Below are 25964 nucleotides of genomic sequence, written 5' to 3' on the forward strand. Positions count from 1 at the left end.
TGCCTTGGCAATGATTACTCTATATTTTGTATCTGTTCGCGGATTTTTTCAATCTCCGCTTTGATGTCCACAACCATGTACGCGATTTGGGAATCAATGCATTTGGAACCGATGGTATTCGCCTCACGGTTCATTTCCTGTACGATAAAATCCAGTTTCCGGCCGATCGCCTCATTGGAATTCAGCATATTGGAGAACTGTTCAAAATGGCTGCGAAGCCGTACGGTTTCTTCAGAGACAGCGATCTTATCGGCAAAAATAGCCGTTTCGGTCAGGATTCTCTGTTCGTCGATATTGCTGTCGCTCAACAGCTCGGTCAGCTTCTGGGTCAGCTTCTGCTGATATTCGCTTACGGTCTGGGGCGAGCGCTCCTCGATTTTCCCGACCGTCTGCAAAATCGATTCCGCACGCTGCAAAACATCCGCCTTTAAGCGTTCCCCCTCTGTTTCCCGCATTTTCAGAAACGCGGTCAGCGCCCGGTCGGTGACCTGCCGGACGGAATCCCAAATGATCTGCTCGTCTTCGGGCGCCTTATGGACGGTGAAGATGTCGGAATACCTTGAGACGGTCCCCACGGAAATGTCGTCCCGCAGATTGTACCGCTGCGCAAGCTCCCGCAGCGCATTCACATATCCCGCCGCCAGGGAATGGTTGACCAGCACCTGGGCATCCGTGTCCTCCATGGTCTCAATGGAAGCATAAACGTCGATTTTTCCTCTGGAAATTTTGCTTTGCAGGTAGGATTTCAATTTTTCATCCAAAAAGCCGTATCCGCGGGTGATTCGGGATGAAAACTCAAAATATCTGTGATTCACGGATTTAATTTCAATGATGATGTCCCTTCCGCTGATCACTTCTTCGCATCTTCCAAAGCCCGTCATGCTTTTTATCACGCAGTATCATCTCAATTCACTTTCAATTTATCGTGCAGGGTTCTCTTTCATTTTGAACAAAGAGCATTATTAATAATAATATCAGTTTTCCATAGGAATTGTCAACTAGAGCAAAACAATTCAGCCCCAATTTTGGGGCTGAATTGATCGGGAAAAGGATATTAGACTGGATGAACCATTTTTTCGGCGTCCGCGTGCTTTCCGTCAATGCCGTATTTTTTCTCCGCGCGTTTCTTGAAGAAGTCGGCAGCGACCTTCGGGAACTGAGCGTAGGAAAGAACGTCTTCCTCCTGCTCCGTCCACTGGGCGCACTCTTTGCGGAGGGATTCAAGTTCGGGCTGCAGCAGGTCGGCCGGACGGCACGTGATTCTCGGCGTGTCGCCGATGATCTTCTTCGCAAACTCGTCGTCGATCGGCAAGGGAGTGGAGCCGTATTTTCCGGCGACCAGATCCTTGAATTCATTCGTGCACATTTTGTAACGCTCGCCGGTAATGACATTGTACACGGCCTGTGTGCCGACGATCTGGGACGTAGGCGTAACCAGCGGCGGATAGCCGGAATCCTTGCGGACACGCGGGACTTCCTGGAGGACCTCCTCCAGTTTGTCTGCCTTGCCGGCCTGCTTCAGCTGTGAAAGCAGGTTGGACAGCATTCCGCCCGGCACCTGATAAATCAGGGCCTTCGTGTTTGTCGCCAGCATACTGGGGTCGAGCAGTCCGCTCTTGATGTATTTCGCCCTCAGGGTCATGAAATATTCCCTGATTTCGTTGAGCAGAACCAAATCCAGGCCGGTATCGTATTCCGTTCCCTTGAGCGCCGCCACCATGGACTCCGTCGGTGTATGGGAGGTCCCCAGCGCCAGGGGAGACATAGCCGTGTCAAGCAGATCGGCACCGGCTTCCACGGCCTTCAGCTCACACATGGAAGCAAGGCCGGAGGTATAATGCGTATGCAGCTGAACCGGGATTTTGACCGCGGATTTGACGGCCTTGACAAGGTCGTAGGTTTCGTAAGGCGTTAAAAGGGCGGCCATATCTTTAATGCAGATGGAATCCGCTCCGGTTTCCTCGATCCTCTTCGCATAATCGATATAATATTCATGCGTAAAAATCGGGCCGGTCGTGTAGGAAATGGCGACCTGTGCGTGAGCGCCCTCTTTTTTGGCGGCCTTGATGGCGACATTCAAATTCTTGATGTCATTCAGGGCGTCAAAAATTCTGATAATATCAATACCGTTCGCTACGGAGCGCTGGACAAAATATTCCAGTACGTCGTCGGCGTAATGGCGGTAGCCAAGCATATTCTGCCCTCTGAAAAGCATCTGCAGCTTTGTGTTTGGGCAATTTTTGCGCAGGGTCCTCAGCCTTTCCCACGGGTCCTCGTTCAGGAAGCGGAGACAGGCGTCGAAGGTGGCGCCGCCCCAGCATTCCAGGGAATGGTACCCGACCTTGTCAAGCTTATCAAGGATGGGCAGCATGTCTTCGATCGGCATTCTGGTTGCAATCAAAGACTGGTGGGCGTCGCGCAGGACGGTTTCGGTAATTCCAATTTTTTTAGCCATGATAATACCCCCTTACTGGAGGGAAACAAGAGGAGTGCCGGAATCGACACTGTCCCCTTTGTTTACATGAACCGCCGCGACGGCAGCGTCGTGCGGAGCCATAATCTCATTCTCCATTTTCATCGCCTCTAAAACAAGCAGGACGTCTCCCTTTTTCACAGCCTGGCCCGGGGCTACGTTAACGGAAACGATCGTGCCCGGCATCGGGGAGGAAATCAGTTCCGCATCGGCCGGAACAGCCGCTTTCGGAGCGGGAGCCGGCGCCGGTGCAGCGGGTGCACTTGCCGGAGCAGGAGCGGGGGCCGCGGCCTTGGCAGCCGGGGCGGCGGGTGCGGATGCCGGGGCAGAACCGCTTACTTCTTCAACCTGAACATCATAAACAGTGCCGTTGACGGTTATTTTAAGGTTTTTCATATGTTTGACCTCCTAAATAATTCAAATGGATCCGCGGTGACTATATCTGAATGTTGCTGTGTTTCTTGGGAAGACCGGAAACTCTTTTGCCCGATATCATCTGCAGGGCGGCAATCACGCGGATTCTTGTTTCCTCCGGCAGAATAATATCTTCCACAAATCCGTGGGCGGCGGCGCCAAACGGAGACGCTTCCGTCGTTTTGTATTCTTCAATCAACCGCTTACGGTCCTCAGCGGGATCGGCGGAGCCCTTCAGACGGTCATTCCAGAGAAATACGGCCGCGGTTTCCGGTGCAAGCGGAGAAACCACTGCGTTCGGCCACGCCATGGTATAATCGGCATTGGCTCCGCGCCCGGCTGCCGCAACGTAAACCGGACCGTAAGCCGATCCGGTAATGACGGCGACTTTTCCGGTCGTCGCTTCCGAATAGCAGCTGGACAGCTTGGAAGCTTCCCGCAGGGAAGTGAATTTTTCAGCGTTTACAAAGGTGACGACCGGCAGTGAAAACGCGTCGCAGAACCTTACAAAGCGCGCCGCCTTTGCGCAGGCATCCGCATCCAGCACACCGGTCAGGGCAACGACGCCCGTGGTTGAGCCGTCGATCTCGGACAGTCCCGTGACAGCGGCTTTACCATATTTTTCACTGAGCTCCAGAAAGCTTTCGTCATCGCAAACCGCCGACAGAATGGAACGGAGATCGGAATCATCGGTCAGGTCGGCCGTATCGGCGGAACCCTGGATATCCAGAATCGGGGCCCCGGAAAGATTATTGGAGGGCAGAAGGGTAATCAGCTTGCGCACGGAAGAAATCGCGTCCTGCTCGTCACCGGCAGCAAGATGGCAAACGCCCAGCTCTGCGGCCTCATCCGCGGAACCGTGTTCCCCGTTGGTATCGATGGTCAGCTCGCCCTTATCCGACATCACCACAATATCGGCGCCGGCGGCGATCATAGCGGACGTGCCGATACAGGGACCCAGCACGAGTGAAATCTGGGGAACAACGCCCGAAAGCTGATTGGCGGTCAACAGAATGTCGCCGTAAGCCGCCAGCATATTACCGCCCTCTTTCAGCCGTCCGCCGATAGAATCGTAGATCCCAACGACGGGAAGTCCTGTTTTAAGGGCAAGATTGTATAATTTTTTGATTTTTGCAGCCTGTGCGCTCGACATGGAGCCGCCCGCAACATCGCTGTTCTGGGAAAAAGCGTAAGCGGGGACGCCTTCAATTGTACCATAACCCGCGACAACTTCCGTATAGTCTTCCCCTGACCTGGACAAGCTGTCGATTTCATTGAAGCTGCCTACGTCAAATAAAGTGCTGATACGTCGATAGCCTGTCGCGTTTTTCGCCGTGTCACGGGCGGTGCGCAGCCGTTCCGAACAATCGACCTTACTCATTTTCAATTCCTCCGTTTTATATGAATTCGCATGTAAAAAAATTAACGAAATCAAATTAAGTATAATATATTACAAAGAAGTTCGCAAGTATTTCCGGAAAATTCTGTTTATTTTTTACATATCTTTATAAAATTCGACAGAGGACTTGTGAATTTATCATTTGACCATAGAAAACCGCATCCGGAAAGGAACTCCTGAAGACCGTCGATCCGGGATTCCATCCGATAGGCGCCGATCGTCGCTCCGTAGGAGGCGGCGGCCCGGAGCATACTGTCCGCGCACAAACGGCCAGGGGCATCCAGCTCTTCCAGACTTTCACACCCGGCGATCTCCATTTTCAGCATCCGGATCACCGAAGACTGCATGTCGACGACCACATAGCCCAGCTCCCGATCCCCTTCCCTCATCATGAGAACCCGCGCGTTATTTTCTGCGGCGGGGACGGTCCGTATGATTTGGGCGGCTCTGTCCTGGTCGTTTAATATCAGAATGGAAATCATCCTTTTCACTCCCCGCTTCTTTTTGCTGCTTGTCCGCTTTTGCCCCGGCGGTAAGCTTTTTGACTTCCTCAGCGGTAAGGGGCCGCCACGTTCCGGGCTGGAGCATTCCGAGCTTTACGGGACCGACCGCAATCCGCTTCAGCCGTGCTACTTCCAGACCGAGCTGTTCGCACATTTTGCGGATCTGGCGGTTTCTTCCTTCGTACAGCACGATTTCCAGCACCACGCGCCCCGCCTCCTGGGAAAGAACGTTGACCTTGGCCGGTGCGGTTTTTCTGCCGTCGATTACGATGCCCACCGCTATCTGGGTCAGCTGGTCTTCCGAAATGGAAGGATGCACCGTTACGCGATAGGTTTTGGGAATATGCAGCGACGGGTGGGTCATCGCGTTGGCAAATTCCCCGTCGTTCGTCATCAGCAGAAGCCCTTCGGACTCCCGGTCCAGACGCCCCACCGGATAAATACGCTCCGGCACATCCTTAATGAGCTCGGCCACGCATTTGCGGTCCATCTCGTCACTCATGGTGGTGATAAAGCCGCGCGGTTTGTTCAGCATGATATAGACCGGCTTCACATGAGTGTCCAGCAGCCTGCCGTTCACGCTGACCTTATCCTTTTTCGGATCTACCTTATCGCCGATTTTTGCTGTAACGCCATTCACCTTTATTTCCCCGGCGGAAATCATTTCTTCCGCCTTTCTTCTGGAAGCAACCCCGCAGTCCGCAAGCATTTTTTGCAGCCTAACATCTTTTGCCATCGTGTCATACATCCTTTATATTTCATTTATAGAAACAGATTTTTTACCCAGTCCCAAACTATCTGGAAGCTGTTTTTGTGGATCGCAGCTCTCGGAACCTGCCCGTCGGCAATCAGATCCGTTGTGGCAAGCGTTTTCCCGTTCAGCGTGTACCGGACAACGCCGAGCGTCTGCCCTTCCCGTACGGGCGCATAAAAAAAAGAGGGCAGTTCGACAGTCCTTTTTATATTCGGTATTTCATCAGCGGTCACAACGATTTCTTTCCCCTCGCTGCCCTTCACCATAATCCGGTTTGACGAACCGCCCACAACCGGGATCCGCACTGTGAAAGAGGAGTCGTCAACGGGATACGAGGACAATTGCGCGAACCCGTAATTCAGCATTTTCTGATGATCGTTCCAATCGTCCGGCGCATCCAGCGTAACCGCGACCAGACAGACCCCATCCCGCTCCGCCGAGGAGACCAGGCATCTTCCGGATTTTTTGGTAAAGCCCGTTTTCACCCCGATACAGCCCTCATACATGCTCAGCAGCTTGTTGTGATTGGTAAAGCGGATGGTCTGAGCCGGATTCACATATTGCACGGTGACCGCCTTTTGGGAGGCGATTTCCGCAAAATCGGGATTCTGCATCGCCGCCATGGCCAATTTGGCCAGATCGCTGGCCGTTGTATAATGCGCCGAATTGTCCAGGCCGGAGGGCGTGACAAAATGGGTATCCTTCATGCCCAACTGCTGCGCCCGCTGATTCATCAGCTCCGCAAAGGCCTCTAAGGAACCGCCTATGGCAATGGCCGCGGAATTGGCCGCGTCATTTCCCGAAACGACCAGCATTCCTTCCGCCAGAGATTTCAGACTGAGCTTGTTGCCGGGCTTCAGACCCATGGAGGAACCCTCTACCCGAACCATGCCGTCCGTTATGGTAACGATTTTATTATCCACCGCGGCGGTTTCCAGCGTAATCAGGGCAGTCATGATCTTTGTCGTGCTTGCCATGGGCCGTTTGTCATTTTCGTTCTTCGCGTACAGTACCCGCCCATCGTCCGCGTTCATCAATACCGCCGATTTTGCCGAAACCTGCGGCTGGCCCTCCGCCCATACGGAAACCGGAAAGGAAAAAGAGAAAAAGAACAGACATAACCATAAAGATATTTTCTTTTTTAACAAAACAACCACCTGCCTATCCATTTATATGCAAGCGGTTGCTTCAATATTGAAAAATTATATTTGCGGGTCGTCCAGTTTCACGCCTTTTGTCTGTGAAACATCCTCCCCGTTTTTGTTTTCAGTGTTTTTTGCTTTTTTTCCTTCGCCTTTTTTGTTAAAAAGGCCGTTGATTTTATCGACCACCTCGGGGAACATGCCGATCACTCTGTCCGCGGTATTGTTGTACGGATCAATCTGCAGCATTTTCACCGAGCCGTTGCAAATCGTAATGAAGGCTACCGGATTGATGGAAACGCCGGCTCCGGTACCTCCGCCGAAAAAGTTCTTTTCCGACTGGACTTTACTTGGGAAGTCAGAACCGCCGGAAGCGAACCCATAGCTGATCTTGGAGATCGGAATAATAATGGATCCATCCGGTGCGGTAATCGGGTCGCCGACAATGGAATTGATGTCAACCATTTGTTTGATTTTTTCCAGAGTTGTATTCATCATGCCTTCAATAGGATGATCGCTCATTTTTAATGCACCGCCTTATCTGTCGTTTTATTTATTTTCGCCGGGTTTTTTATATTTATTTTTTTCAGCAGCATCAGTGATTTCAATAGCGCGGGCAGCATGGACGAAAGAATAAAAAGCAGCTTCGTTTTTATTTCGCAGGTAAAGAAAATCCGGCTCTCCTTCTCATTGAAGTCGGGAGCGATATGGATATGATAGTCCTTGCATTTCACCCGGGTAACAAGCACCGACATCGCGGGATAAACCACGGAACAGGTGCATCCGTAGGAAATGGCGGCCTGCGCGGCGTCTTCATCCGCAACCGCAATATCGACAAAAATACGCTGAATGACGACGTGAGAAAAAAGCTTTTTCGCCGCCCCTGTGGCAACGGAGGCAAATTCACTGATGATGTTCAAAAAGCCGGATAAGCCCTTCCGCTTTATTATGTCCCTGAATTTTGAATATGCGTCACTTTTTCCCTTTGTTTCTTCCTTTCCAGTTTTTTCCGGTTCCCCGGCTTCCCGGGGTTCCGGCGGAATTCGATAGCTGAAAAACAAATACTTGATTTTCGCGGAAAACTCCTGTTCAAAGCAGGCGGAAACAGAAACGGGAAAGAGCAGAAGGACAAAAAGGAACAGGGCAATTCCCAAAATAATCCATAAAGCTGTCATAATGCCTCCTGCCGTTCATCCATTTATCCGGTCATCCGGCGGAAACATCCGCCATTTCCTCTGCCTCGTTTTCCTCCCGCCGAGATTTTTCAAGAGGAGGAAGCTCGCTGAGAGAAGAAATATTCAGGCACCGCAAAAAATTCGGCGTGGTGCCGTAAAGCAGCGGCCTGCCCGGAAGCTCCAGCCGGCCCCGCTCTTCGATCAGTCCCTTCGCAGTCAGACTTCCCAGCACGCCGGAACAGTCCACACCGCGGACCTGCTCCACAAAAGCCTTTGTTACCGGCTGATTATAGGCGACAATGGCAAGCACCTCCATGCCCGCCTGGGACAGGGGGGTGTTGCGGCGCATATCCAGAATCTGTCGGACATATCCGGCATATTGGGGATTGGAGCACATCTGATAATGATCTTCCAGCTTTACAATCTGGACGCCCGCGCCTTCGCGGTTGAACTCGTCCATTAAATTTTGAAGCATTTTCGCGGCGGTGGACTTGTCCAGGTCCAGCGCATCCGCTATTCTGTCAATGGAAACCGGATCTCCGCTTGAGAAAAGAATCGCTTCTATTGCTCCCTGAAATTTCTTGATCTCCAATTTTTCACACCGCCATTGATTAATTTTACCACCGCGCTGCAACTGCCGCCCTCAATGCGCACCCGCTTCCCTTTCACCAGCTCCAGGACCGCCAAAAAAGTAGCCACCAGATCGGATTTGTCCCGTTTTTCCTCAAACAATTCTTCATATCTGATGCCGTCCCTCTGCCAAAGGCGGCGCAGCACATAGATGATCCGGGAGGAAACCGTTACGGTTTTGTGCGTAATAAGGTGGGAAAACGCTTCGGGAGGCGGCGGAATCAGGCGCCTGCCCCTCCCCACCGCGTTATGATAAGCATGAAAAAGCTCCGCGGGCGTATGATTGCGCCGGTAAGTGGGATCAACCTGTATTTCAGCAGGTTCACGGACAAAAGCGTTAAAGCTGAAATGTTCGGCTAAAACCCGCGCGACGCGCTTGCATTCCTGATATTCCAGAAGCTGTCCGCTCAGTTCCCGCCGAAGCTCGTCCGCTTCCTCGTGCTTCGGGAGCAGATAAACGGTTTTCATATAGACCAGCCGCGCCGCCATCTCCAGAAAATCGCTCGCGATATCCATATCCTGTTCCTTCATTGCCTGTATGTGCTCCGTGTACTGGTCCAGAAGCTCGGCAATCGGAATCTCACAGATATTCAGCTTGTTTTTGGCAATCAGATAGAGCAGCAGGTCAAGAGGCCCTTCAAAAACAGGCAGCCGATAGGATAGTTTTTCCATGATTCTTCCCTTTTATAACAGGCCGAACAGTTTGAACGGAAGCTCCGCCAGCCACAGCACAACGTTCAGGCAGGCGTTCTGCAGGACGGCAAGGGGAACGCGGAGCATACCGCTGAACAAGACCACAAAGGCGATCATGATGATAATGTTCTGGTACCTGTAATAATTGTAAAGCGCCTTACTGGACAGAAAAGCGCCCAGAATTTTGGAGCCGTCCAGCGGCGGCAGCGGAATCATATTGAACACCGCGAGGGCGACATTGATCGTGATATAGGCGATAAAGAAGGTCTGGACAAACACAGGGACATTTGCTTTCAGCGCAATCCAAAGCCCCTGATAAATCACGGCGCCGACAAGAGACGCCAGCAGGTTGGACAAGGGTCCCGCCAAAGCCGTAATGGCCATGTCGCGTTTCGGGTTTTTAAAGTACCGGGAATCAACCGGAACCGGCTTCGCCCAGCCAAAGCCGAACAGAAGAAGGAACAGCGAACCGACCGGGTCAATGCTGGCGAGCGGATTCAAAGTCAGTCTGCCGCTGTATTTGGCAGTTTTGTCGCCAAGCTTGTAGGCAACCCAGCCGTGCGCATATTCGTGCAGAGGCAGAATGCAGAAAATGATAAACAGGGTAGCCAGTATTTGGGATAAAGCGGAAGCCATGTCAAACGGCTGTCCTGAAAAAACATCACTTATCATGTTAAACAGCATATCATAGTCTCCTTTATGGGATATTATTATAATACCTTTCGCCCTAAAAAACAAGCAAGGCGATAAAAACCGGAAGATTTATCGCTGAAATTCATTTTCCTGGGATAATATCATCAAAAAAGCCCCGAAAAGGCTTGCAATTCCATTTATTATCTGATAGAATACTACTGTTGCGATTCTATAAACAGTCCTTTTAAAGGAGGTGCAGACACATGGCAAAATGTGATGTTTGTGGCAAGGATATGGCTTTCGGTATTAGGGTCTCCCACTCACACAGACGTGCGAACAGAACTTGGAAGCCCAATATTAAACGTGTTAAAGCAGTTGTGAACGGTACTCCTAAGCGTATTTACGCCTGCACCCGTTGCTTGCGTTCCGGCAAGGTAACCCGGGCCGTCTGATCGAAAAACATTATGTTTAGAGGAGCCTTGAAGGGCTCCTTTTTTCTGCGTAAAAGAAGGGATAAAGCAGTGCCGCTATGACCGATTCATAGCGGCACTGCTTTTATGTTTTGTGATTAATCGTGATTTTCTTTTCGGTCCCGTTCTTGATTCTTTCAATATTGGTTCTGTGCTTATAGATCAGAACAAAACCCATACAAAATGCAACGGCGGTCGTTATCCATACATAAGAAATCGGAACCGGCCCGGCGGCCGCCTGGTTTCCCCTGAAATCGATAAAAAAGGTAATGATGAATGTGGCAACCGGGAAAGCCGCCGCCGCGCAGATGGAGGACAGAGAGACAATCTGGGTGCTCAGGAACAAAGCCAGAAACACACCGATCACGATCAGGAACACACGCCAGTCGATCAACGCGATCATTGCGGCGCTGGTCAGTACGCCCTTTCCGCCTCTGAAACCGAAATAAATCGGATAAATATGTCCGAAAACGCAGGCCACACCCGCAATATAGGCGCCGTACTGCGCCACGACGTGCGGGTTTATCGCCAGAGGCGCCGCAGCCTGGCTGCAGACATACTGAAAAACCGCCCTGCCGATCATAACGGAAACCGCGCCTTTGGCAAAATCAAAAATAAAGGTAAAAATCGCAGCCTTGACGCCGACGGAACGCAGGACATTGGTCGCCCCCGCGTTTCCGCTGCCCAGCGTGCGGATATCCACATTATTATCGAATACTTTTGTAAAAATGATAGAAGAACTGATACTTCCTAAGAAATATGAAACAAGCGCTACTAAAACCGATGGCAGTGCAAAATCCCTAAGATAACTGAACATCAGTAACTCCTCCTTACTTATCTCCTCGCTCGCGCACAATCAGCCGGATGGGGGTGCCTTCCAGTCCAAAAGTTTCTCGGATTCGGTTTTCAAGATACCTTTGGTACGAAAAATGGAACAGCTGTGCGGAATTTACAAAGCATACAAAGGTAGGCGGTTTGACCGTCGCCTGTGTCATGTAATAGATTTTCAACCTCCTTCCCTTGTCCGTCGGCGGCTGGACTCTGGCCACAGCCTGCGCCAGGACATCGTTGAGCATGCCTGTGGCAATCCGCATGGAGTTGGAGTTCGCGGCATGCTTGATCAGGTCAAAGAGACGGTCGAGCCTCTGACCTGTTTTTGCTGAAATAAAGATCATAGGGGCGTAGGACATAAAAGAAAAATCGTCCTCCAGCTTTTTGCGGTATTCTGTCATGGTACGGTCGTCTTTTTCTATGATATCCCATTTATTGACGACAATGACGCAGCCCTTCCCCGCTTCGTGCGCCAGACCGGCCACCTTGGAATCCTGGTCGGTAAACCCGACCGAGGCGTCTATCATGATCACGCAGACGTCGGCCCGTTCTATCGCCATCTGCGCACGGATGACACTGTATTTTTCAATGGAATCGTCCACTTTGCTTTTCCTGCGGAGCCCTGCGGTATCGATCAGCGTAAAACGCCCGTACTGATTTTCAATGGTCGTATCGATCGCGTCCCGCGTTGTGCCGGCAATGTCGGAAACGATGCATCTTTCCTCGCCGGAAATTTTGTTCACAAGGGAAGATTTCCCCACGTTCGGCTTGCCGATGATGGCGACTTTAATGATTTCACTGTCGGTCTCGTCTTCTTCCTCGGCGGGAAGATGCTCCACAATCCTGTCGAGCAGATCGCCGGTACCGTGGCCGTGAACGGAGGAAACCGCTACCGGGTCGCCGAGCCCCAGATTGTAAAACTCGTAAAATTCTGCCGGAGGTTCCCCGATCGTATCGCACTTGTTGACGCAGAGGATCACGGGTCTTCCGCTTTTCAGCAGCATAGCCGCGATATCGGAGTCAGTGGCCACAACGCCCGTACGGATATCCGTAACAAGCACAATGACGTCCGCCGCGTCGATCGCAAGCTGGGCCTGCATCCTCATCTGGGTTAAAATTACGTCGCCGGAATCGGGTTCAATACCGCCCGTATCGACAATGGAAAAGGTTCGGTTCCCCCACTCGCATTCTCCGTAGATTCTGTCCCTGGTAACCCCCGGGGTGTCGTCTACAATGGAAAGGCGTTCACCGATCAATTTATTAAAAAGTGTCGATTTTCCGACATTTGGCCTGCCTACAATTGCAACTACAGGTTTAGCCAATCACATCAACTCCCTAATACTGTATTCAAAAGCTCATATCCGTCATTGGGAGATACGGTAACTTTTATATTCAAGGCTTTGCTCAGATCGTCAAGGGAAAGATCATCCAGAAAAATATCTCCCTCGCGGCGAAGCATAACGGCGGGCACAATCAGCTCGTCGCCTAAGTCTTTCCCTTTTAACTGCCGTATGATATCGGTACCGGTTATCAGCCCCGTAACATTTATGGTCTCCCCAAAATAATGATTCATGATTGGAATAAGATTACATGCTAAATTATTGCATTTTATTCTTAATTCGTCAAGTAAAGAGTTCAGAAAATTATAAACGCTTGTCCCTGTTACCAGCGTAACCCGGCGGGGTTTGGAAGGAGCCTGAAAATCCTCCAGAGCGCTCTCAAATTCCTGCTTCAGGTTCGCCATCAGGCCCACCCCGTTTTCCAGCTGGTCAAAATCGCCGTAGAATTCGGCGGGCGGGATGGGACGCCCCGCCTTCAGGTAGAATTCGTCCGCGGCGTAGCAGATTCTTTCCCCGAACTCGTCCGTAAAGCGGTCCCCGAATTCCTCCAGAATCCGGACGGCCGCTTCCGCGGAATCCCTGTCGAACGACTCAAGCGGGAACAGCCCTTCCCGGAACCGTGTCAGGCCGACCGGCACGGCGGCAATGCTCTGCACCGCCGGATAGAGGCTTCCCAGATCGGTCAAGCTGCGTTTTAACTCTTCCCCGTCGTTGATTCCCCTGCAGACGACGAGCTGCGTATTCATCTTGATGCCCGCCTGCGCGAGCCGGTACAAGATTTGGAGCGATTCCCCGGCGAACCGGTTCCCCATCATTTTTACCCGAAGCTCGGGATTTGTGGTGTGAACCGATATGTTCACGGGACTGATGTGCATTTTTATGATTCTGTCGACATCATGATCGCTCATATTGGTCAGCGTAATATAATTTCCGAACAAAAAAGAGAGACGGGAATCATCGTCTTTGAAGTAAAGGGTACTGCGCATTCCCTTCGGCAGCTGATCGATAAAGCAAAAAATACATTTGTTGCGGCAGGAATGCTGATCATCCATCAAATAAGTCTCGAATTCCAGCCCGATCGATTCGTATTCCCCTTTTCGGATGGAGACCGTACGGGGATTCTTGCCGCCGTCCGTCAGCAGAAGGGACAGGTTTTTGCTCGTCTCGTAAAAACGATAGTCCAGAACGTCATTAATCTCATTGCCGTTGATGGAAACAAGCGTTTCCCCCGGCAGTATCTTCTTTTTTTCGGCAGGGCTGTCCCGATCGACCGATAGAATCTTAACTGACATAATAACTCCTCTGCTGCACAAAGATTTCATAAAAAAATAAGAGAAGGATCGCTCCTTCTCTACATTTTTGGAAAATCAAACAAAGCTTATGCTTCTTTTTTGATTACTTCCCTGCCGTTGTAGTAACCACAACTGCCACAAACTCTGTGCGGAGTCTTCCACTCGCCACATTTAGGGCATTTCACCAGAGCAGGAGCACTCATCTTCCAAACATTTGAACGTCTTTTATTCTGCCTTGCACTCGACAATTTTCTCTTTGGTACCGCCATCTTCAGCACCTCCTTATAAAACTCAGACTAATCTATTAGTTTTTTAAGAGCCTCCAAACGAGGATCAATCTGATGAAAATCACAATCGCATGTTCCCTCATTCAAATTTTTCCCGCAGGAAGGACACAGGCCTTTGCAATCATCGCTGCATAAATACTTGGACGGCAGCTCAAGCAAAATATCCGCCCGGATCAGCTCGTCCAAATCCAGCTGGTAATCGGGAACCTCCACATAGCTGACGTCGTCCTCGTTTTCCAAAGACAACACCAGGGTGTGCCAAAAGGTATTATGACAGCATTTGTCGATCTGCTTCATGCATCGGTCGCACGGAATGGAAAATTCAAACGAAACCTCGGCGTTAAGCTGCGCAAAGCCGTCCTGACCTTTCACGGTACCCCGTACCTTCACAGGCGAAACAAAGGGATGATAGCCATTGATATCGGCAGATGACAAATCCAGCAGGTAGTCAAAGGAACAGCTTTCCTCCCTGTCGGAAAACACCTTTTTCAAATCAAGAAGCATAATTACACCTCAGCACTACATTAGCTTATTATATAGATTTATCTATGTTTTGTCAATAGAAAATTACAATATATTCATATTCATAAAGAAGCTGCCGAAGACGAAACGCCTGCGGCAGCATTATGAAAGAAAGGTTTGCCCTTAGCTTTGAACGGAGAAGGAGCGGATTTCCTCCGGCAGCTCCTCTTTGCTCGCGGAAACAAGAAGCGAGATCGTAGTATCGGCCTGCGTGGAAAGGGCATTCATTTTTTCCGTAAACTGTACGAGGGCTTTCATATCATGCCCAATTATCTTTAAGGTGGAATCAACAAAAATATCCGTCAAGTCATAGTTGCCTGCACAAATACCGCTGATAAAACCAACGAGTGCGTCTGCACCCTGAATTCCGTATGCGTCGCTGTCGATCAGCCTTACCTGATGGGATAAATCGTAGGTCAATTTCAGACCTTTTTCAATGACTACAACATTGCCGTTTGATTTTTTGGCCGCGTCGTTTGCACTTTCGATCAGCTTTTTTGTTTTTCCTGAACCTTTTTTGCCAACGATAAGAGTTATCATGAAAACTCCCCCTATATTATATTATTTCCGCAAAAGCGGAGAAAAACCCTGCTTTTGCTAGTTCTTTAATCTCGCCTCCAAAGCACTCTTTTCCGATTCATAACCCGGCTTGCCAAGAAGGGCGAACATGTTTTTCTTGTAGCTTTCAACTCCGGGCTGGTTGAAGGGATTTACGCCGAGCAGGCTTCCGGAAATCGCACAGGCCTTTTCAAAGAAATAAACCATGTAGCCGAGCGTCTCTTCAGAAAAATCGGGTGCACGGAGTACAACGCTGGGGACACCTCCGTCAGCGTGTGCCAGAACAGTTCCCTCAAATGCTTTTTCATTGACATAGGCCATGCTCTTTCCCTGCAGAAAGTTCAAGCCGTCAACATTTTCCGGGTCCGTTTCTATAAACAAATCTTTTTTCGCTTTATCGAATAAAACAACCGTCTCAAACAGGGAACGTCTGCCGTCCTGAATGTATTGACCCATGGAATGCAGATCGGTCGAGAAAATAACCGAAGCCGGGAAAAGGCCCTTATGATCCTTGCCTTCGCTCTCGCCGAACAGCTGCTTCCACCATTCGCACATCATAGCGTAACACGGCTCATAGCTGACGAGGACTTCGATCGCCTTTCCCTTGCGGTATAAAAGGCTGCGGGCGGCTGCATACTGATAGCACGCGTTGGTGTCCAGGTCCGGATTGTTCAGCTCCTGCTGCGCCTTTGCCGCGCCGGCCATCAGCGCGTCGATATCGGCTCCGCTGACCGCGATGGGCAGAAGGCCGACGGCCGTCAGCACGGAGTATCTGCCGCCGACGTCATCCGGAATCACAAAGGTTTCATAGCCTTCCTCCCCCGCAAGCTGCTTCAAGGTACCGCGCGCCTTGTCGGTGGTGCAGTAAATCCTCTTGCGCGCTTCTTCCCTGCCGTATTTCTCCTCCAGAAGCTTGCGGAGCACCCGGAAAGCGATCGCCGGCTCGGTCGTAGTGCCGGATTTGGAAATCATGTTGATGGAAACGTCCCTGCCCTCGCAGAGCTCCAGAAGCTCGCTCAGCGCGGAAGAGCTGATACTGTTGCCGGTAAAATAGATATCCGGGGTATTTTTCCTGCGCAAATTATAATTCGGGGAATTCAGAAATTCGATTGCCGCGCGTGCGCCGAGGTAAGAACCGCCGATGCCGATGACAATAAAAACATCGGTATCCGACTTGATCTTTTCCGCCGCCGCTTTGATACGGGAAAATTCCTCTTTATCATAATCGGAAGGAAGGTTTACCCATCCGATAAAATCATTGCCCACACAATTTCCTGAATGCAGGGCCTCATGGGCCTGACGGATCTGCGGGGCAATCGCCGTGTATTCATTTTGTCCGATGAAACTTGAAAGATGTTTTAAATCCAGTCTGACAGACATTTTAGTTTCCTCCTAAATGATACCTTCGATATGATTATATTACAATATATTGGCTGCATTTGCAAGGAGGAGCACTATATTTTATAATTATTTCATAAATTCTGTTCAGAGCATTTTCAGCAGATATTTTGCCAAGAGCCGGAAGGCGGAGCCAAACGTTATTTGGGAAACGGCATCTTTTGCACGGATATTATACTCCTTCACCACCTCGTCCCCGAGCTTGCAGGTGATTTTTCCCACGACCTGGCCTTTTGTCACCGGGGCCGTGATTTCCGGCTGAAAAGAAACGCTGTATTTGATTTCTCCGGCCTTTCCTTTCGGCACCAGAATGCTGCCGTCCGTTTCGGCGGTCGTTTCCACCGTATCGCTCATTCCGTTCAGCACCGGGACGGGCTTCACGGCCTCCTGCGGAACGGTGGGAATAGTCACGGACCAGTTGGCAAAGCCGTAGTCCAGCAAAGCGGCCGCAGCAGAAAACCGCGTCTTCGTGTCCGCTGCGCCCAGCACAACCGAGATCAGCTTCACGTTGTCGCGCTCGGCGGTGGCCGTCATACAGCTGCCCGCTTTTCCGGTGGTTCCGGTTTTCAGCCCGGTGATCCCCTTATAGGTTTTCAGAAGCTTATTGGTGTTGACCAGCTGAGTCTTGCCGTCACGGATATTTTCCATCCAGATTTTTGTATAGTCGAATATTTTCGTATGTTTTATCAGCTCACGGGACATCAGCGCGACATCGTACGCGGAGGTGACGTGCCCGTCTTCGTCGAGGCCGTTGCAGTTCTTAAAAAGGGTATCCTTCATGCCGAGGTCCTTTGCCTTCTGATTCATCTGCTGCAAAAATTCATCCTCGCTGCCGGAAACATACTCCGCCAGCGCTACGGCCGCATCGTTCGCACTGGCGACTACCGTAGCTTTCAGCATGTCGTCCACCGACATCGTCTCCCCCGGCTTCAGCCAGATATCGGAGCCGCCCATGGACGCCGCGTGCTCGCTGGTGGACACCATATCGGTAAGCTTGATTTTACCGGAGTCAAGCGCTTCCATAATGAGAATCAGCGTCATGACCTTCGTAATAGACGCGCAGGGGCGCTTTTCATGTGAATTCTTCTCGTAAAGTATTTTTCCGGTCTGCGACTCCATCAGTACGGCTGAAGGGGCTTTCACCTCCGTGTCGGACAGTGCAGCCGCTTTCACCGGCAAAACGGAAACAAGCATCAGAACCACGAGGAAGCATGCCGACAATTTTTTTAACTTCATCTCCAGCACCTCCAATTTATTAGTAATTCTTATGCCAAAAAAAGAGGTTCTATCCATAAAAAATGAGGCCGAATCAAATTCGGTCTCATTTTTACCGTCTGACAGGGATTCCTTTTTGCGAGAGATATATTTTCAGTTCCGGAATCGTGATTTCCCCGAAATGGAAGAGTGAAGCCGCCAGAACCGCGTCCGCTTTTCCCGCGGTGAACGCGTCGTAAAAATGCTCAGGTTTTCCCGCCCCGCCGGAAGCAATCACCGGAATATTGACGCTTTGCGAGACCGCCGCGGTCAGTTCCAGATCATACCCGTTTTTGACCCCGTCACAGTCCATGCTGGTCAGAAGGATCTCCCCCGCGCCCAGCCGGGCCGCTTCCACAGCCCATTCCACGGCGTCTTTTCCCGTATCGACGCGGCCTCCGTTTTGATAAACCGTCCAGCCGCCCTCTTTCCTGCGTTTCGCGTCAACCGCGCACACGACGCATTGGCTGCCGAACTTTTCCGCGGCCTCGCTGATCACGGCGGGGCGGTTCAACGCGGCGGAATTGACGGAAACCTTGTCCGCGCCCGCCCGCAGCAGGGCTGTAAAATCATCCACCGTTCTGATTCCTCCGCCGACTGTGAACGGAATAAAAATCTGTTCGGCCACCCTGCTGACGATGTTCAGCATGATGCCGCGTTCATCGGACGACGCAGTAATATCCAGCAGCACAAGCTCGTCCGCCCCCTGTTTGTCATATTCGATGGCGGCCTGCACCGGATCTCCCGCATCGCGCAGATTGACAAAGGAAGTTCCTTTTACGACCCTGCCGCCGTTTACATCCAGGCAGGGGATAATCCGTTTTGCATACATAATCATAACCTCCGCGCGAAAATCAAGAGACAAACGATACGAAATTTTTCAGCATCCGCAAGCCTGTTTTCCCGCTTTTTTCCGGATGGAACTGGGTTGCGAACAGGTTGCCGCGCTGGACGGAGGCGTCGATGGCGACCCCGTAATCGGTGGTGGAAGAGACGACCCCCGGGTCTTCCGCTTTCAGATAGTAGGAATGGACAAAATAGACATAGGGATCGGGTTCCAGATTTTGAAAAAGACCGCTGTTTTCTTTTACGGAAAGAGAATTCCACCCGATATGCGGGATTTTCAGCCCCGTCTCCGCGGGAATCCTTTGAATTTTCCCTTTTAATACGCCAAGCCCGCTGATTCCCGGAGTTTCCTCGCTTCCTTCAAAGAGGAGCTGCAAACCGAGGCAAATTCCCAGAAAGGGCTTGCCGCTCTCTATAAAATCGAGCACCGGGGTCACGAAATCGGCTTTTTTCAGGCAGCTCATTGCGTCGCCAAACGCACCCACACCGGGCAGTATCGCGGCGGAAGCGTGTTTCAGCTCCTCCTTGTCCGCCGTGACGAGGATGTCACAGCCGATAAAATGAAAGGCCTTTACAACGCTCTGCAGGTTTCCGGCACCGTAATCGATCACAGCAATCATCATACATTATCCTTTTCATTAGGTCCGAATAAGACAAAACTCTTGATTTTGCAAACAAGGACGAAACTTTCATCCAATTGTACCTCAATTTTATCATGAATAAAAACAAAACGCAATTGATTTAACATATTAATTTATTACTCTATTAAAGTAAAAACTTGTCCGCCGTTATAATTGACATCGTTTCAATAAAAAGGTAAAATATTATTTATGTCTCTTTTGATTCGGAGGAAAAAACATGGATTACCTTTCATTGGTCGGCATCGCTTTGGGACTTGCCATGGACGCGTTTGCAGTCAGCATTACCAACGGAGCGACGACCCGAAAAGTTACGCCGAGATTCTCTTTAAAGCTCGCGTTCAGCTTCGGACTTTTTCAGGCGTTTATGCCCATGCTCGGCTGGCTCATTGGCAAAGCGGGAGAAGGTTTTATCAATGCGGTGGATCACTGGATCGCTTTGATTCTTCTTTCCTATCTGGGAATCAGAATGATGATGGAATCCTCTAAAGAGCCGGAAGAAAAAAGCGCCGGTCAAAGACAGAACGACATCGGTTTCAAGACCCTTGTTACTCTTTCCGTTGCGACAAGCATTGACGCTCTGGCTACTGGAATCCTTCTTCCGTCCGCAGTGGGCGCCAAAACGGCAGCCCTGATGCTTTCTTCCGTTGGAATCATCGGAGCCGTTACCTTTTTTCTTTGCCTGATAGGCGTCTATATCGGAAAAAATTGCGGGAAGCTGCTTTCTTCAAAAGCGGAGCTGTTCGGCGGAATCGTCCTGACGGGCATTGGCGTCAAGATTTTCGTGGAACACATGTTTTTCACGTGATCTGATATGCGGCGCGCATCGCTTCGATCCGCCTGAGCATCTCGTCTTTCAGCGTCTGCGGTGACAGAACGATCACCCGGTCCCCGTACTGCAGCAGCCATTCGATCAGACCGTCGCTGACATACACGGAGGCTCTCACGGTGAAAGCGTTGCTGTCGTGACAGGAAAACTCGATGTCCCCGCCGAATTTATCGACGATCGTTTCGAGCAGGCTGTTGGAGCACCGCAGCACAATGCGCTCCTGTTCCCCGTTGTACATATTGAATGTTCTGCGCAGATAGTCCGCAGTATCGAAATAATCCCGATAGGAACAGACCTCGCTGAACGGACGCGCCTCCAAAGCGGTCAGGGCAATCCGTTTCATCCGGTCCAGCCGGTAATTGCTGACCGTATCGTATTTTTCATAATTCCCCGCCATGTAATATTTATCGTTCTCCCACAGAAGCGCGTATGGGCTGATGGTAAATTCCCGTCCCTCATCCAGCTGCGCTTTTCCGTCCGCAATCACGCGGTGGTGATAGAAAAACGACAATTTTTTACGCTGGGCAATTGCCCGGTTGATGGTATCGATATTATAATAGATTTCTTCATTGTCAAATTTGATGCGATGGTCCACATAGATCTGTTTCAAAACCGTTTCAGCCTGATGACAGCTGAGGAGCTCGCAAAGCTTGTCCGTCAATTCGGCTGTTTTTTTATTGGTGATAAAGGGCGCCGTGAGCACGGCGTCCATCAGCAGACGGACTTCAGCCAGTTCAAAATCGCGTTTTGCTATAAAAAAGCCCTGCCGCGGGGAACGGGTATAGACAATATCCACCCCGAATTTCGTCAGGATATCAAGATCGCGGTAGACGGACTTCCGTTCTGTCCCGATCCCCTCCTGCTCCAGCAGACCGCAAAGCTCCACCGCGGAAACCGGATGCTCATCATCGGAATATTTTCTCAGCAGCTTTAATAAGAATAGAAGCTTCCTTTTCGCGCCGCCATGGTCTGTCAAGCGTTCCACCTGCTTTCCTTTTTTCAAATTATTTTACCATAATAAGGTAGGATTTGGTACCATTCTTTACCAATCTGTCAAAAAACGTATCTTTTTACCATATTGGCCCCTAAAAGACATATTTTGATGGAAAGGAACTTGTAATTTTTGGTGGAAATGATATAATATTAACAAAGTATTTTTTCGGAGGATTGAAGAATGGCTGTAAAGATATTGACTGCGCGGCAAGCGGCCGATCTGGTGCCAAACAATATTAATTTCGCGACAAACGGATTTATGGGCGCCTCGGTTGCCGAGGAAATCGCAGAGGAAATTGAAAACCGTTTTCTGGAAACCGGCGAACCGAATAACCTTACCCTGCTGTTTTGCGCCGCCCAGGGCGACGGAAAAACAAAGGGCCTGAACCATTTTGCCCACGAGGGCCTTGTGCGCCGGGGAATCGGCGGCCACTGGGGGATGGCGCCCAGGCTCGGAAAGCTGGTCATTGAGAACAAAATACTGGCGTATGATTTTCCCCAGGGCGTTACCAACCATATGTTCCGCGATACGGCGGCACATAAACCGGGAACCATCTCCCAAGTGGGCCTCGGCACCTTTGTCGACCCCCGCAGTCTGGGCGGGAAGCTGAATCCCCTGACACGGGAAGCGGAGGACTTAGTCAGCTTAATGGAGATTGAGGGAAAAGAATATCTTTTTTACAAAACCCATCCTGTCGATTTCGCCATTCTGGGCGGCACCTATGCGGATGAGAACGGAAATATTTCCATAGAGCGCGAAGGCGTCCGCGCGGAAACGCTCGCGGTGGCTCAGGCGTGCAAAAATTCCGGCGGCACCGTGGTCGTCCAGGTCGAAAAAGTTGTGGCAGCGGGATCCCTCGACCCGCAAAAAGTGGAAATCCCGGGCGTTCTGGTGGATGCGGTAGTCGTCGTCAGCGATATCAAATATCATATGCAGAACTATGGCACGCAGTATAATCCCGGCTTCTCCGGCGAACACAGAATGGGGCTTTCCGAATTTACCCCGGCTCCTCTGAACAATAAAAAAATCATTGCCCGCCGCGCGGCGATGGAGCTGAAAGACGGCAGCATTGTCAACCTTGGGATCGGCATCCCGGAATACATCTCTTCCGTCGCTCAGGAAGAAGGCATCACCAACAAATTTTCTTTGACCGTGGAGTCCGGTCTCTTTGGCGGAAACCCGCAAAGCGGTATTGACTTCGGCGTCAGCCTGAATCCCGAGGCCATGATTTCCATGCCCTCCATGTTCGACTTCTATCAGGGCGGCGGACTCGACCAGGCGTTTCTGGGCTTTGCCGAATCCGATAAGGAAGGCAATGTAAACGTATCCAAATTCGGCGCGAAGCTGCCCGGATGCGGCGGATTCATCGATATCTCCCAAAACTCCAAACAGGTGTTTTTCTGCGGGACCTTTACGGCGAACGGTTTAAAAACCGAAATAAAGGACGGCAAGCTCCATATTTTGCACGAAGGCAGCGCCAATAAGTTCCGTGAGAGCGTCGAACATATTACATTCAGCGTGAAAACAGCCATCAGGAACCATCTTCCGGTTATGTACATTACGGAACGCGCCGTGTTCAAGCTGACAGAGGACGGCGTTATGCTGACGGAAATCGCCCCCGGCATTGACCTGGAAAAAAATGTGCTTGCCCATATGCCAATGAAGCCGATCATATCCCCCGATCTGAAACAGATGGACGCGCGTATCTTTATAGACGAAAAAATGGGTCTGAAAGAATAAGCCTGAAAACAGACTCCCATTCGCCTGAATAGAATGATGAGGGAGTTCCCCGGTAAAGCCGGGGAACTCCCTCATTTCGTACATAGAAAGGACACCGTGTATACCATAATACACGGTGTCCTGATTTTAGCAGTGCGAGATCACGCGTTGCGGGCGGCCATTGCCTTTTTGACCTCTTCTGTAAACAGAGGCAGGATTTTGGTAACGTCCCCGACAATACCGTAATCGGCTACTTCAAAGATCGGAGCGGTTTCGTCCTTGTTGATTGCAATAATCACGTCGGACTCTTCCATGCCGGCAAGATGCTGGATAGCGCCGGAAATACCGCAGGCAATGTAAAGGTTCGGGCGGACCGTCTTCCCTGTCTGACCGACCTGAATATCTTTCTCAACCCAGCCGGCGTCAACACACGCTCTGGAAGAGCTGACGGTGCCGCCGATCGCGTCGGCCAAATCCTTGAGCAGGGAGAAATTTTCGGGGCAGCCCATGCCGCGGCCGCCGGAAACAAGGATTTTTGCATCCTGGATATCCATTTTATTGGATACCTTCTTGATGATATCGACGATCTCTACATTCTGATGATCCGCGCCGATTTCAAGATCATACTTTTCGACCGGAACCTCCGCGCCTTCGATCGGCTTGATCTTCTGCATAACGCCGGGGCGCACGGTTGCCATCTGCGGACGGTGATCCGGGCAAAGGATCGTCGCCATGATGTTTCCGCCGAAGGCGGGACGGGTCATTCTCAGGTTCTTGGAGCCGTCGTCCGCGATTTCGAGCTTCGTGCAGTCGGCGGTCAGGCCGGTCTTTACTCTGGCGGATACGCGCGGAGCCAGGTCACGGCCGATTGCGGTTGCGCCGTAAAGGACAACTGCGGGTTTGTATTTTTCAATGACGTGATACATGCTGTGTGCATAAGGCTCCGTGGCATAAACCTCGAGCGCCTTGTTGTCGACCATGATAATCTTATCGGCGCCATGTCTGGCCAGCTCTTTGCAAAGGCCGGATACGTTGTAACCAAGCAGAACAGCGGTCACTTCCGTTTCCATATCTTTCGCAAGTTCCCTGGCTTTTCCAAGAAGCTCAAAAGAAACGCCGGCTATTTTGTTGTCGACCTGCTGTACGAAAATAAATATGCCTTTATATTCTTGAATATCCATACTGCTCACCACTTTCAACTATATAATGAATTTTTCTCTGAGTTTCTCGAGCATATACTCAGCCGACTCCTGTGGGTCAAGGTTTACAAGCTGACCCGCCGCCTTCAAGCTCTTTGTAAATGTCTGTGCAACTCTGGTTGGTGAGCCTTTTAATCCGATCTGAGCGTCATCCACTTCAATATCCGCACGGGTAATGGTTTTGACCTCTTTGCTTCTGTATGCGTCAAAAATCCCGCCCGGGGTCATGTAGCGCGGCTGATTCAATTCGCTTAAAGCAGTAATCAGGCAGGGCATTTTCACCTTGAGGATATGATATCTGTCTTCATACTGGCGTTTTACGGTGATGGAATCGCCCTCGACCTTGATCTCCTCCGCATAGCTGACATTCGGAATGCCGAGGTGCTCAGCAATCTGGGGGCCAACCTGCGCGGTATCGCCGTCAATGGCCTGACGGCCTGTGATAATCAGGTCGTATGGAAGTGTTTTGACCGCCGCGGCGATCGTAGTGGAAGTCGCCAGAGTGTCGGCGCCGCCGAAAGCCCTGTCCGTTACCAGAATCGCTTCGTCCGCGCCCATCGCAAGCGCTTCGCGCAGAGCGGCGTCGGCCTGCGGCGGGCCCATGGACAAAACGGTAACATGCGCGCCCTGCTCGTCTTTCAGGCGAAGGGCGGCTTCCAGGCCGGCCTTATCATCGGGATTGATGATGCTGGGCACGCCTTCTCTGATCAGTGTTCCGGTTACCGGGTCCAGCTTCACTTCGTTGGTGTTTGGAACTTGTTTTATGCAAACAACAATATTCAAAGATTGTCACTCCTTTTGGGCTTTTATCGTTATTTAAGTTCGTTCGAGGAAATAACCATGCGCTGAACTTCGCTGGTACCTTCGTAAATCTCGGTGATTTTGGCATCACGCATCATGCGCTCAACTGGATATTCTCTCGTGTAACCATAACCGCCATGAAGCTGAACTGCTTTTGTGGTAACTTCCATTGCAACTTCAGCCGCAAACAGCTTTGCCATTGCAGCTTCTTCTGAATAAACCTTCTGGGTATCCTTTGCCATAGCGGCGCGATAAACAAGCAACTGGGCCGCTTTGATCTTTGTTGCCATATCCGCGATCTGGAACTGTGTGTTCTGGAATTTTGCAATCGGTTTGCCGAACTGCTTTCTTTCCTTTACATACTTGACGGTTTCCTCATAAGCGCCTTCCGCAAGACCCAGAGCTTGGGCAGCGATGCCGATACGGCCGCCGTCGAGTGTGTTCATAGCGATTCCAAAGCCCTTGCCCTCTTTACCGAGCAGGTTTTCCTTCGGAACAATGCAGTTTTCAAAAATGAGCTCACAGGTAGAAGAACCGCGGATACCCATTTTCTTTTCCTTCTTGCCTACGCTGAAGCCCGGGAAATCCTTCTCAACGATGAACGCGGAGATGCCCTTTGTTCCCTTGCTCTTATCGGTCATGGCAATGATGATATAAGTATCGGCATATCCGGCATTTGTGATAAAGATTTTGCTGCCGTTCAGCACATAGTGGTCACCCTCCAGGACAGCTTTCGTCTGTTGCATGGATGCATCAGTACCCGCGTTCGGCTCTGTCAGAGCGAAAGCGCCTAATTTGTCACCCTTTGCGAGCGGAACAAAATACTTTTCAATCTGCTCGGGAGTACCGAATTTTAAAATCGGGGAAGCGCCCAGGGAAGTATGTCCGGACACAACCACGCTGGTCGTGCCGCAAACCTTCGCAATCTCTTCAACGAACATGATATAAGCAAGCGTATCGCAGCCCTGGCCGCCGTATTCCTTCGGGAAGGGAATTCCCAAAAAACCATATTTGTGCAGTTTTTCTACTGTTTCTACAGGAAAGCGCTCTTCTTCATCCAGTTCCTGGGCAAGAGGCTTTATTTCATTTTCAGCAAATTCTTTGTACAGCGTACGGAGCATCTCATGCTCCTTGCTAAGTACGAAATCCATACTCGTTCCTCCAAAATCT

Annotated in this window: 29 protein-coding genes; 3 read left to right on the forward strand and 26 right to left on the reverse strand. The window is 50.8% G+C overall.

Translation table 11 applies throughout. The features are described 5' to 3' along the window. Positions 1 to 14: 14 nt before the first annotated feature. The 12 genes from ACQGQ5_RS14180 to ACQGQ5_RS14235 all read right to left on the reverse strand — a co-directional run bounded on the left by ACQGQ5_RS14180 (position 15) and on the right by ACQGQ5_RS14235 (position 9867). A complete protein-coding gene (locus ACQGQ5_RS14180) occupies positions 15 to 893 on the reverse strand; it encodes a YicC/YloC family endoribonuclease (RefSeq protein WP_455737146.1) in 879 nt (292 codons plus the stop codon). Positions 894 to 1054: 161 nt separating this feature from the next. Then, positions 1055 to 2455 carry an oxaloacetate decarboxylase subunit alpha gene (locus ACQGQ5_RS14185; protein WP_455737147.1) on the reverse strand — a complete coding sequence of 467 codons (1401 nt, stop codon included), beginning with the start codon at positions 2453 to 2455 and terminating at the stop codon, positions 1055 to 1057. Positions 2456 to 2467: 12 nt separating this feature from the next. After that, positions 2468 to 2869 (reverse strand): biotin/lipoyl-containing protein, encoded by a 402-nt coding sequence (locus ACQGQ5_RS14190; protein WP_455737148.1) that lies wholly within the window; start codon positions 2867 to 2869, stop codon positions 2468 to 2470. Between the two features lie 40 nt (positions 2870 to 2909). After that, positions 2910 to 4268, reverse strand: a complete 1359-nt coding sequence (locus tag ACQGQ5_RS14195; protein ID WP_455737149.1) for an acyl-CoA carboxylase subunit beta — start codon at positions 4266 to 4268, stop codon at positions 2910 to 2912. Positions 4269 to 4375: 107 nt separating this feature from the next. Further along, positions 4376 to 4768, reverse strand: coding sequence for a hypothetical protein (locus tag ACQGQ5_RS14200; RefSeq protein WP_455737181.1), 393 nt, complete (start codon positions 4766 to 4768; stop codon positions 4376 to 4378). Further along, the gene (locus ACQGQ5_RS14205; protein WP_455737150.1) at positions 4692 to 5525 is read right to left on the reverse strand and encodes a pseudouridine synthase; all 834 of its coding nucleotides are present in this window, start codon (positions 5523 to 5525) and stop codon (positions 4692 to 4694) included. Before ACQGQ5_RS14205 ends, ACQGQ5_RS14200 begins: the two co-directional genes overlap by 77 nt. 26 nt (positions 5526 to 5551) lie before the next feature. Beyond that, a complete protein-coding gene (locus ACQGQ5_RS14210; protein ID WP_455737151.1) occupies positions 5552 to 6712 on the reverse strand; it encodes a D-alanyl-D-alanine carboxypeptidase family protein in 1161 nt (386 codons plus the stop codon). 33 nt (positions 6713 to 6745) lie between these two features. Next, positions 6746 to 7207 carry a GerW family sporulation protein gene (gene ytfJ, locus ACQGQ5_RS14215; RefSeq protein WP_455737152.1) on the reverse strand — a complete coding sequence of 154 codons (462 nt, stop codon included), beginning with the start codon at positions 7205 to 7207 and terminating at the stop codon, positions 6746 to 6748. Positions 7208 to 7209: 2 nt separating this feature from the next. After that, complete coding sequence (locus ACQGQ5_RS14220; RefSeq protein ID WP_455737153.1) at positions 7210 to 7860, reverse strand: DUF2953 domain-containing protein; 651 nt, start codon at positions 7858 to 7860, stop codon at positions 7210 to 7212. Positions 7861 to 7891: 31 nt separating this feature from the next. Beyond that, positions 7892 to 8452, reverse strand: a complete 561-nt coding sequence (gene scpB, locus ACQGQ5_RS14225; RefSeq protein ID WP_455737154.1) for an SMC-Scp complex subunit ScpB — start codon at positions 8450 to 8452, stop codon at positions 7892 to 7894. Beyond that, on the reverse strand, positions 8422 to 9162 hold the full coding sequence (locus ACQGQ5_RS14230; RefSeq protein WP_455737155.1) for a segregation and condensation protein A: 741 nt from the start codon (positions 9160 to 9162) through the stop codon (positions 8422 to 8424). The genes scpB and ACQGQ5_RS14230 overlap by 31 nt, the downstream gene beginning before the upstream one ends. Before the next feature lie 12 nt (positions 9163 to 9174). After that, a complete protein-coding gene (locus ACQGQ5_RS14235) occupies positions 9175 to 9867 on the reverse strand; it encodes a site-2 protease family protein (RefSeq protein ID WP_455737156.1) in 693 nt (230 codons plus the stop codon). A gap of 212 nt (positions 9868 to 10079) precedes the next feature. On the opposite strand from ACQGQ5_RS14235, the gene rpmB reads away from it, so the two are divergent. Beyond that, complete coding sequence (rpmB, locus tag ACQGQ5_RS14240) at positions 10080 to 10268, forward strand: 50S ribosomal protein L28 (protein WP_081928271.1); 189 nt, start codon at positions 10080 to 10082, stop codon at positions 10266 to 10268. A gap of 103 nt (positions 10269 to 10371) precedes the next feature. Here rpmB and plsY read toward each other — a convergent pair whose 3' ends face one another. The 10 genes from plsY to hisH all read right to left on the reverse strand — a co-directional run bounded on the left by plsY (position 10372) and on the right by hisH (position 19234). After that, positions 10372 to 11103: a glycerol-3-phosphate 1-O-acyltransferase PlsY gene (gene plsY, locus ACQGQ5_RS14245; RefSeq protein ID WP_455737157.1), complete on the reverse strand. Its 732-nt coding sequence runs from the start codon at positions 11101 to 11103 to the stop codon at positions 10372 to 10374. Positions 11104 to 11116: 13 nt separating this feature from the next. Beyond that, positions 11117 to 12439 carry a ribosome biogenesis GTPase Der gene (der, locus tag ACQGQ5_RS14250; protein ID WP_455737158.1) on the reverse strand — a complete coding sequence of 441 codons (1323 nt, stop codon included), beginning with the start codon at positions 12437 to 12439 and terminating at the stop codon, positions 11117 to 11119. A gap of 5 nt (positions 12440 to 12444) precedes the next feature. Continuing rightward, positions 12445 to 13749, reverse strand: coding sequence for a DUF512 domain-containing protein (locus ACQGQ5_RS14255; protein ID WP_455737159.1), 1305 nt, complete (start codon positions 13747 to 13749; stop codon positions 12445 to 12447). 86 nt (positions 13750 to 13835) lie between these two features. After that, a complete protein-coding gene (gene rpmF, locus ACQGQ5_RS14260; RefSeq protein ID WP_455737160.1) occupies positions 13836 to 14018 on the reverse strand; it encodes a 50S ribosomal protein L32 in 183 nt (60 codons plus the stop codon). Positions 14019 to 14045: 27 nt separating this feature from the next. Beyond that, positions 14046 to 14540 (reverse strand): YceD family protein, encoded by a 495-nt coding sequence (locus ACQGQ5_RS14265; protein WP_455737161.1) that lies wholly within the window; start codon positions 14538 to 14540, stop codon positions 14046 to 14048. Between the two features lie 141 nt (positions 14541 to 14681). Then, a complete protein-coding gene (locus ACQGQ5_RS14270; protein WP_455737162.1) occupies positions 14682 to 15098 on the reverse strand; it encodes a hypothetical protein in 417 nt (138 codons plus the stop codon). A 57-nt stretch (positions 15099 to 15155) separates the two neighbouring features. Next, complete coding sequence (locus ACQGQ5_RS14275) at positions 15156 to 16496, reverse strand: glucose-6-phosphate isomerase (protein ID WP_455737163.1); 1341 nt, start codon at positions 16494 to 16496, stop codon at positions 15156 to 15158. Positions 16497 to 16601: 105 nt separating this feature from the next. Continuing rightward, positions 16602 to 17750 (reverse strand): D-alanyl-D-alanine carboxypeptidase family protein, encoded by a 1149-nt coding sequence (locus ACQGQ5_RS14280; RefSeq protein WP_455737164.1) that lies wholly within the window; start codon positions 17748 to 17750, stop codon positions 16602 to 16604. A gap of 91 nt (positions 17751 to 17841) precedes the next feature. Continuing rightward, entirely contained in the window at positions 17842 to 18600 is a 759-nt protein-coding gene (hisF, locus tag ACQGQ5_RS14285) for an imidazole glycerol phosphate synthase subunit HisF (RefSeq protein ID WP_455737165.1), read from the reverse strand. A gap of 22 nt (positions 18601 to 18622) precedes the next feature. Then, a complete protein-coding gene (hisH, locus tag ACQGQ5_RS14290) occupies positions 18623 to 19234 on the reverse strand; it encodes an imidazole glycerol phosphate synthase subunit HisH (protein ID WP_455737180.1) in 612 nt (203 codons plus the stop codon). 238 nt (positions 19235 to 19472) lie between these two features. Here hisH and ACQGQ5_RS14295 point away from each other — a divergent pair, with 238 nt between their 5' ends. Continuing rightward, a complete protein-coding gene (locus ACQGQ5_RS14295; protein ID WP_455737166.1) occupies positions 19473 to 20060 on the forward strand; it encodes a manganese efflux pump MntP in 588 nt (195 codons plus the stop codon). Here ACQGQ5_RS14295 and ACQGQ5_RS14300 read toward each other — a convergent pair. Beyond that, positions 20053 to 21057 carry a helix-turn-helix transcriptional regulator gene (locus ACQGQ5_RS14300; RefSeq protein ID WP_455737167.1) on the reverse strand — a complete coding sequence of 335 codons (1005 nt, stop codon included), beginning with the start codon at positions 21055 to 21057 and terminating at the stop codon, positions 20053 to 20055. The genes ACQGQ5_RS14295 and ACQGQ5_RS14300 overlap by 8 nt on opposite strands. Positions 21058 to 21255: 198 nt before the next feature. Here ACQGQ5_RS14300 and ACQGQ5_RS14305 point away from each other — a divergent pair, with 198 nt between their 5' ends. After that, complete coding sequence (locus ACQGQ5_RS14305) at positions 21256 to 22815, forward strand: acyl CoA:acetate/3-ketoacid CoA transferase (RefSeq protein ID WP_455737168.1); 1560 nt, start codon at positions 21256 to 21258, stop codon at positions 22813 to 22815. 140 nt (positions 22816 to 22955) lie between these two features. Here ACQGQ5_RS14305 and ACQGQ5_RS14310 read toward each other — a convergent pair whose 3' ends face one another. Genes ACQGQ5_RS14310 through ACQGQ5_RS14320 form a run of 3 tightly spaced genes read right to left on the reverse strand, consistent with a single transcriptional unit; the run spans position 22956 to position 25945 of the window. Further along, positions 22956 to 23975: an electron transfer flavoprotein subunit alpha/FixB family protein gene (locus ACQGQ5_RS14310; RefSeq protein ID WP_455737169.1), complete on the reverse strand. Its 1020-nt coding sequence runs from the start codon at positions 23973 to 23975 to the stop codon at positions 22956 to 22958. 18 nt (positions 23976 to 23993) lie between these two features. Then, positions 23994 to 24776, reverse strand: a complete 783-nt coding sequence (locus tag ACQGQ5_RS14315; protein ID WP_275715710.1) for an electron transfer flavoprotein subunit beta/FixA family protein — start codon at positions 24774 to 24776, stop codon at positions 23994 to 23996. Positions 24777 to 24805: 29 nt separating this feature from the next. Next, positions 24806 to 25945 carry an acyl-CoA dehydrogenase gene (locus tag ACQGQ5_RS14320; RefSeq protein WP_275715708.1) on the reverse strand — a complete coding sequence of 380 codons (1140 nt, stop codon included), beginning with the start codon at positions 25943 to 25945 and terminating at the stop codon, positions 24806 to 24808. Between the last annotated feature and the right edge of the window lie 19 nt (positions 25946 to 25964).

This window comes from Caproiciproducens sp., assembly GCF_053840905.1.

Excerpts from the sequence above, each read along its gene's own strand:
- rpmB (WP_081928271.1), top strand. The coding sequence starts at position 10,080 with ATGGCAAAATGTGATGTTTGTGGCAAGGATATGGCTTTCGGTATTAGG.
- rpmF (WP_455737160.1), bottom strand. The coding sequence starts at position 14,018 with ATGGCGGTACCAAAGAGAAAATTGTCGAGTGCAAGGCAGAATAAAAGA.
- ACQGQ5_RS14235 (WP_455737156.1), bottom strand. The coding sequence starts at position 9,867 with ATGCTGTTTAACATGATAAGTGATGTTTTTTCAGGACAGCCGTTTGAC.
- ACQGQ5_RS14275 (WP_455737163.1), bottom strand. The coding sequence starts at position 16,496 with ATGTCTGTCAGACTGGATTTAAAACATCTTTCAAGTTTCATCGGACAA.
- ACQGQ5_RS14210 (WP_455737151.1), bottom strand. The coding sequence starts at position 6,712 with ATGGATAGGCAGGTGGTTGTTTTGTTAAAAAAGAAAATATCTTTATGG.
- ACQGQ5_RS14190 (WP_455737148.1), bottom strand. The coding sequence starts at position 2,869 with ATGAAAAACCTTAAAATAACCGTCAACGGCACTGTTTATGATGTTCAG.
- ACQGQ5_RS14265 (WP_455737161.1), bottom strand. The coding sequence starts at position 14,540 with ATGCTTCTTGATTTGAAAAAGGTGTTTTCCGACAGGGAGGAAAGCTGT.
- ACQGQ5_RS14320 (WP_275715708.1), bottom strand. The coding sequence starts at position 25,945 with ATGGATTTCGTACTTAGCAAGGAGCATGAGATGCTCCGTACGCTGTAC.
- plsY (WP_455737157.1), bottom strand. The coding sequence starts at position 11,103 with ATGTTCAGTTATCTTAGGGATTTTGCACTGCCATCGGTTTTAGTAGCG.
- ACQGQ5_RS14255 (WP_455737159.1), bottom strand. The coding sequence starts at position 13,749 with ATGTCAGTTAAGATTCTATCGGTCGATCGGGACAGCCCTGCCGAAAAA.
- ACQGQ5_RS14185 (WP_455737147.1), bottom strand. The coding sequence starts at position 2,455 with ATGGCTAAAAAAATTGGAATTACCGAAACCGTCCTGCGCGACGCCCAC.
- hisF (WP_455737165.1), bottom strand. The coding sequence starts at position 18,600 with ATGTATGCAAAACGGATTATCCCCTGCCTGGATGTAAACGGCGGCAGG.
- ACQGQ5_RS14280 (WP_455737164.1), bottom strand. The coding sequence starts at position 17,750 with ATGAAGTTAAAAAAATTGTCGGCATGCTTCCTCGTGGTTCTGATGCTT.
- ACQGQ5_RS14270 (WP_455737162.1), bottom strand. The coding sequence starts at position 15,098 with ATGATAACTCTTATCGTTGGCAAAAAAGGTTCAGGAAAAACAAAAAAG.
- hisH (WP_455737180.1), bottom strand. The coding sequence starts at position 19,234 with ATGATTGCTGTGATCGATTACGGTGCCGGAAACCTGCAGAGCGTTGTA.
- ytfJ (WP_455737152.1), bottom strand. The coding sequence starts at position 7,207 with ATGAGCGATCATCCTATTGAAGGCATGATGAATACAACTCTGGAAAAA.
- ACQGQ5_RS14220 (WP_455737153.1), bottom strand. The coding sequence starts at position 7,860 with ATGACAGCTTTATGGATTATTTTGGGAATTGCCCTGTTCCTTTTTGTC.
- ACQGQ5_RS14305 (WP_455737168.1), top strand. The coding sequence starts at position 21,256 with ATGGCTGTAAAGATATTGACTGCGCGGCAAGCGGCCGATCTGGTGCCA.
- ACQGQ5_RS14230 (WP_455737155.1), bottom strand. The coding sequence starts at position 9,162 with ATGGAAAAACTATCCTATCGGCTGCCTGTTTTTGAAGGGCCTCTTGAC.
- ACQGQ5_RS14205 (WP_455737150.1), bottom strand. The coding sequence starts at position 5,525 with ATGGCAAAAGATGTTAGGCTGCAAAAAATGCTTGCGGACTGCGGGGTT.
- ACQGQ5_RS14295 (WP_455737166.1), top strand. The coding sequence starts at position 19,473 with ATGGATTACCTTTCATTGGTCGGCATCGCTTTGGGACTTGCCATGGAC.
- ACQGQ5_RS14200 (WP_455737181.1), bottom strand. The coding sequence starts at position 4,768 with ATGATTTCCATTCTGATATTAAACGACCAGGACAGAGCCGCCCAAATC.
- ACQGQ5_RS14195 (WP_455737149.1), bottom strand. The coding sequence starts at position 4,268 with ATGAGTAAGGTCGATTGTTCGGAACGGCTGCGCACCGCCCGTGACACG.
- ACQGQ5_RS14310 (WP_455737169.1), bottom strand. The coding sequence starts at position 23,975 with ATGGATATTCAAGAATATAAAGGCATATTTATTTTCGTACAGCAGGTC.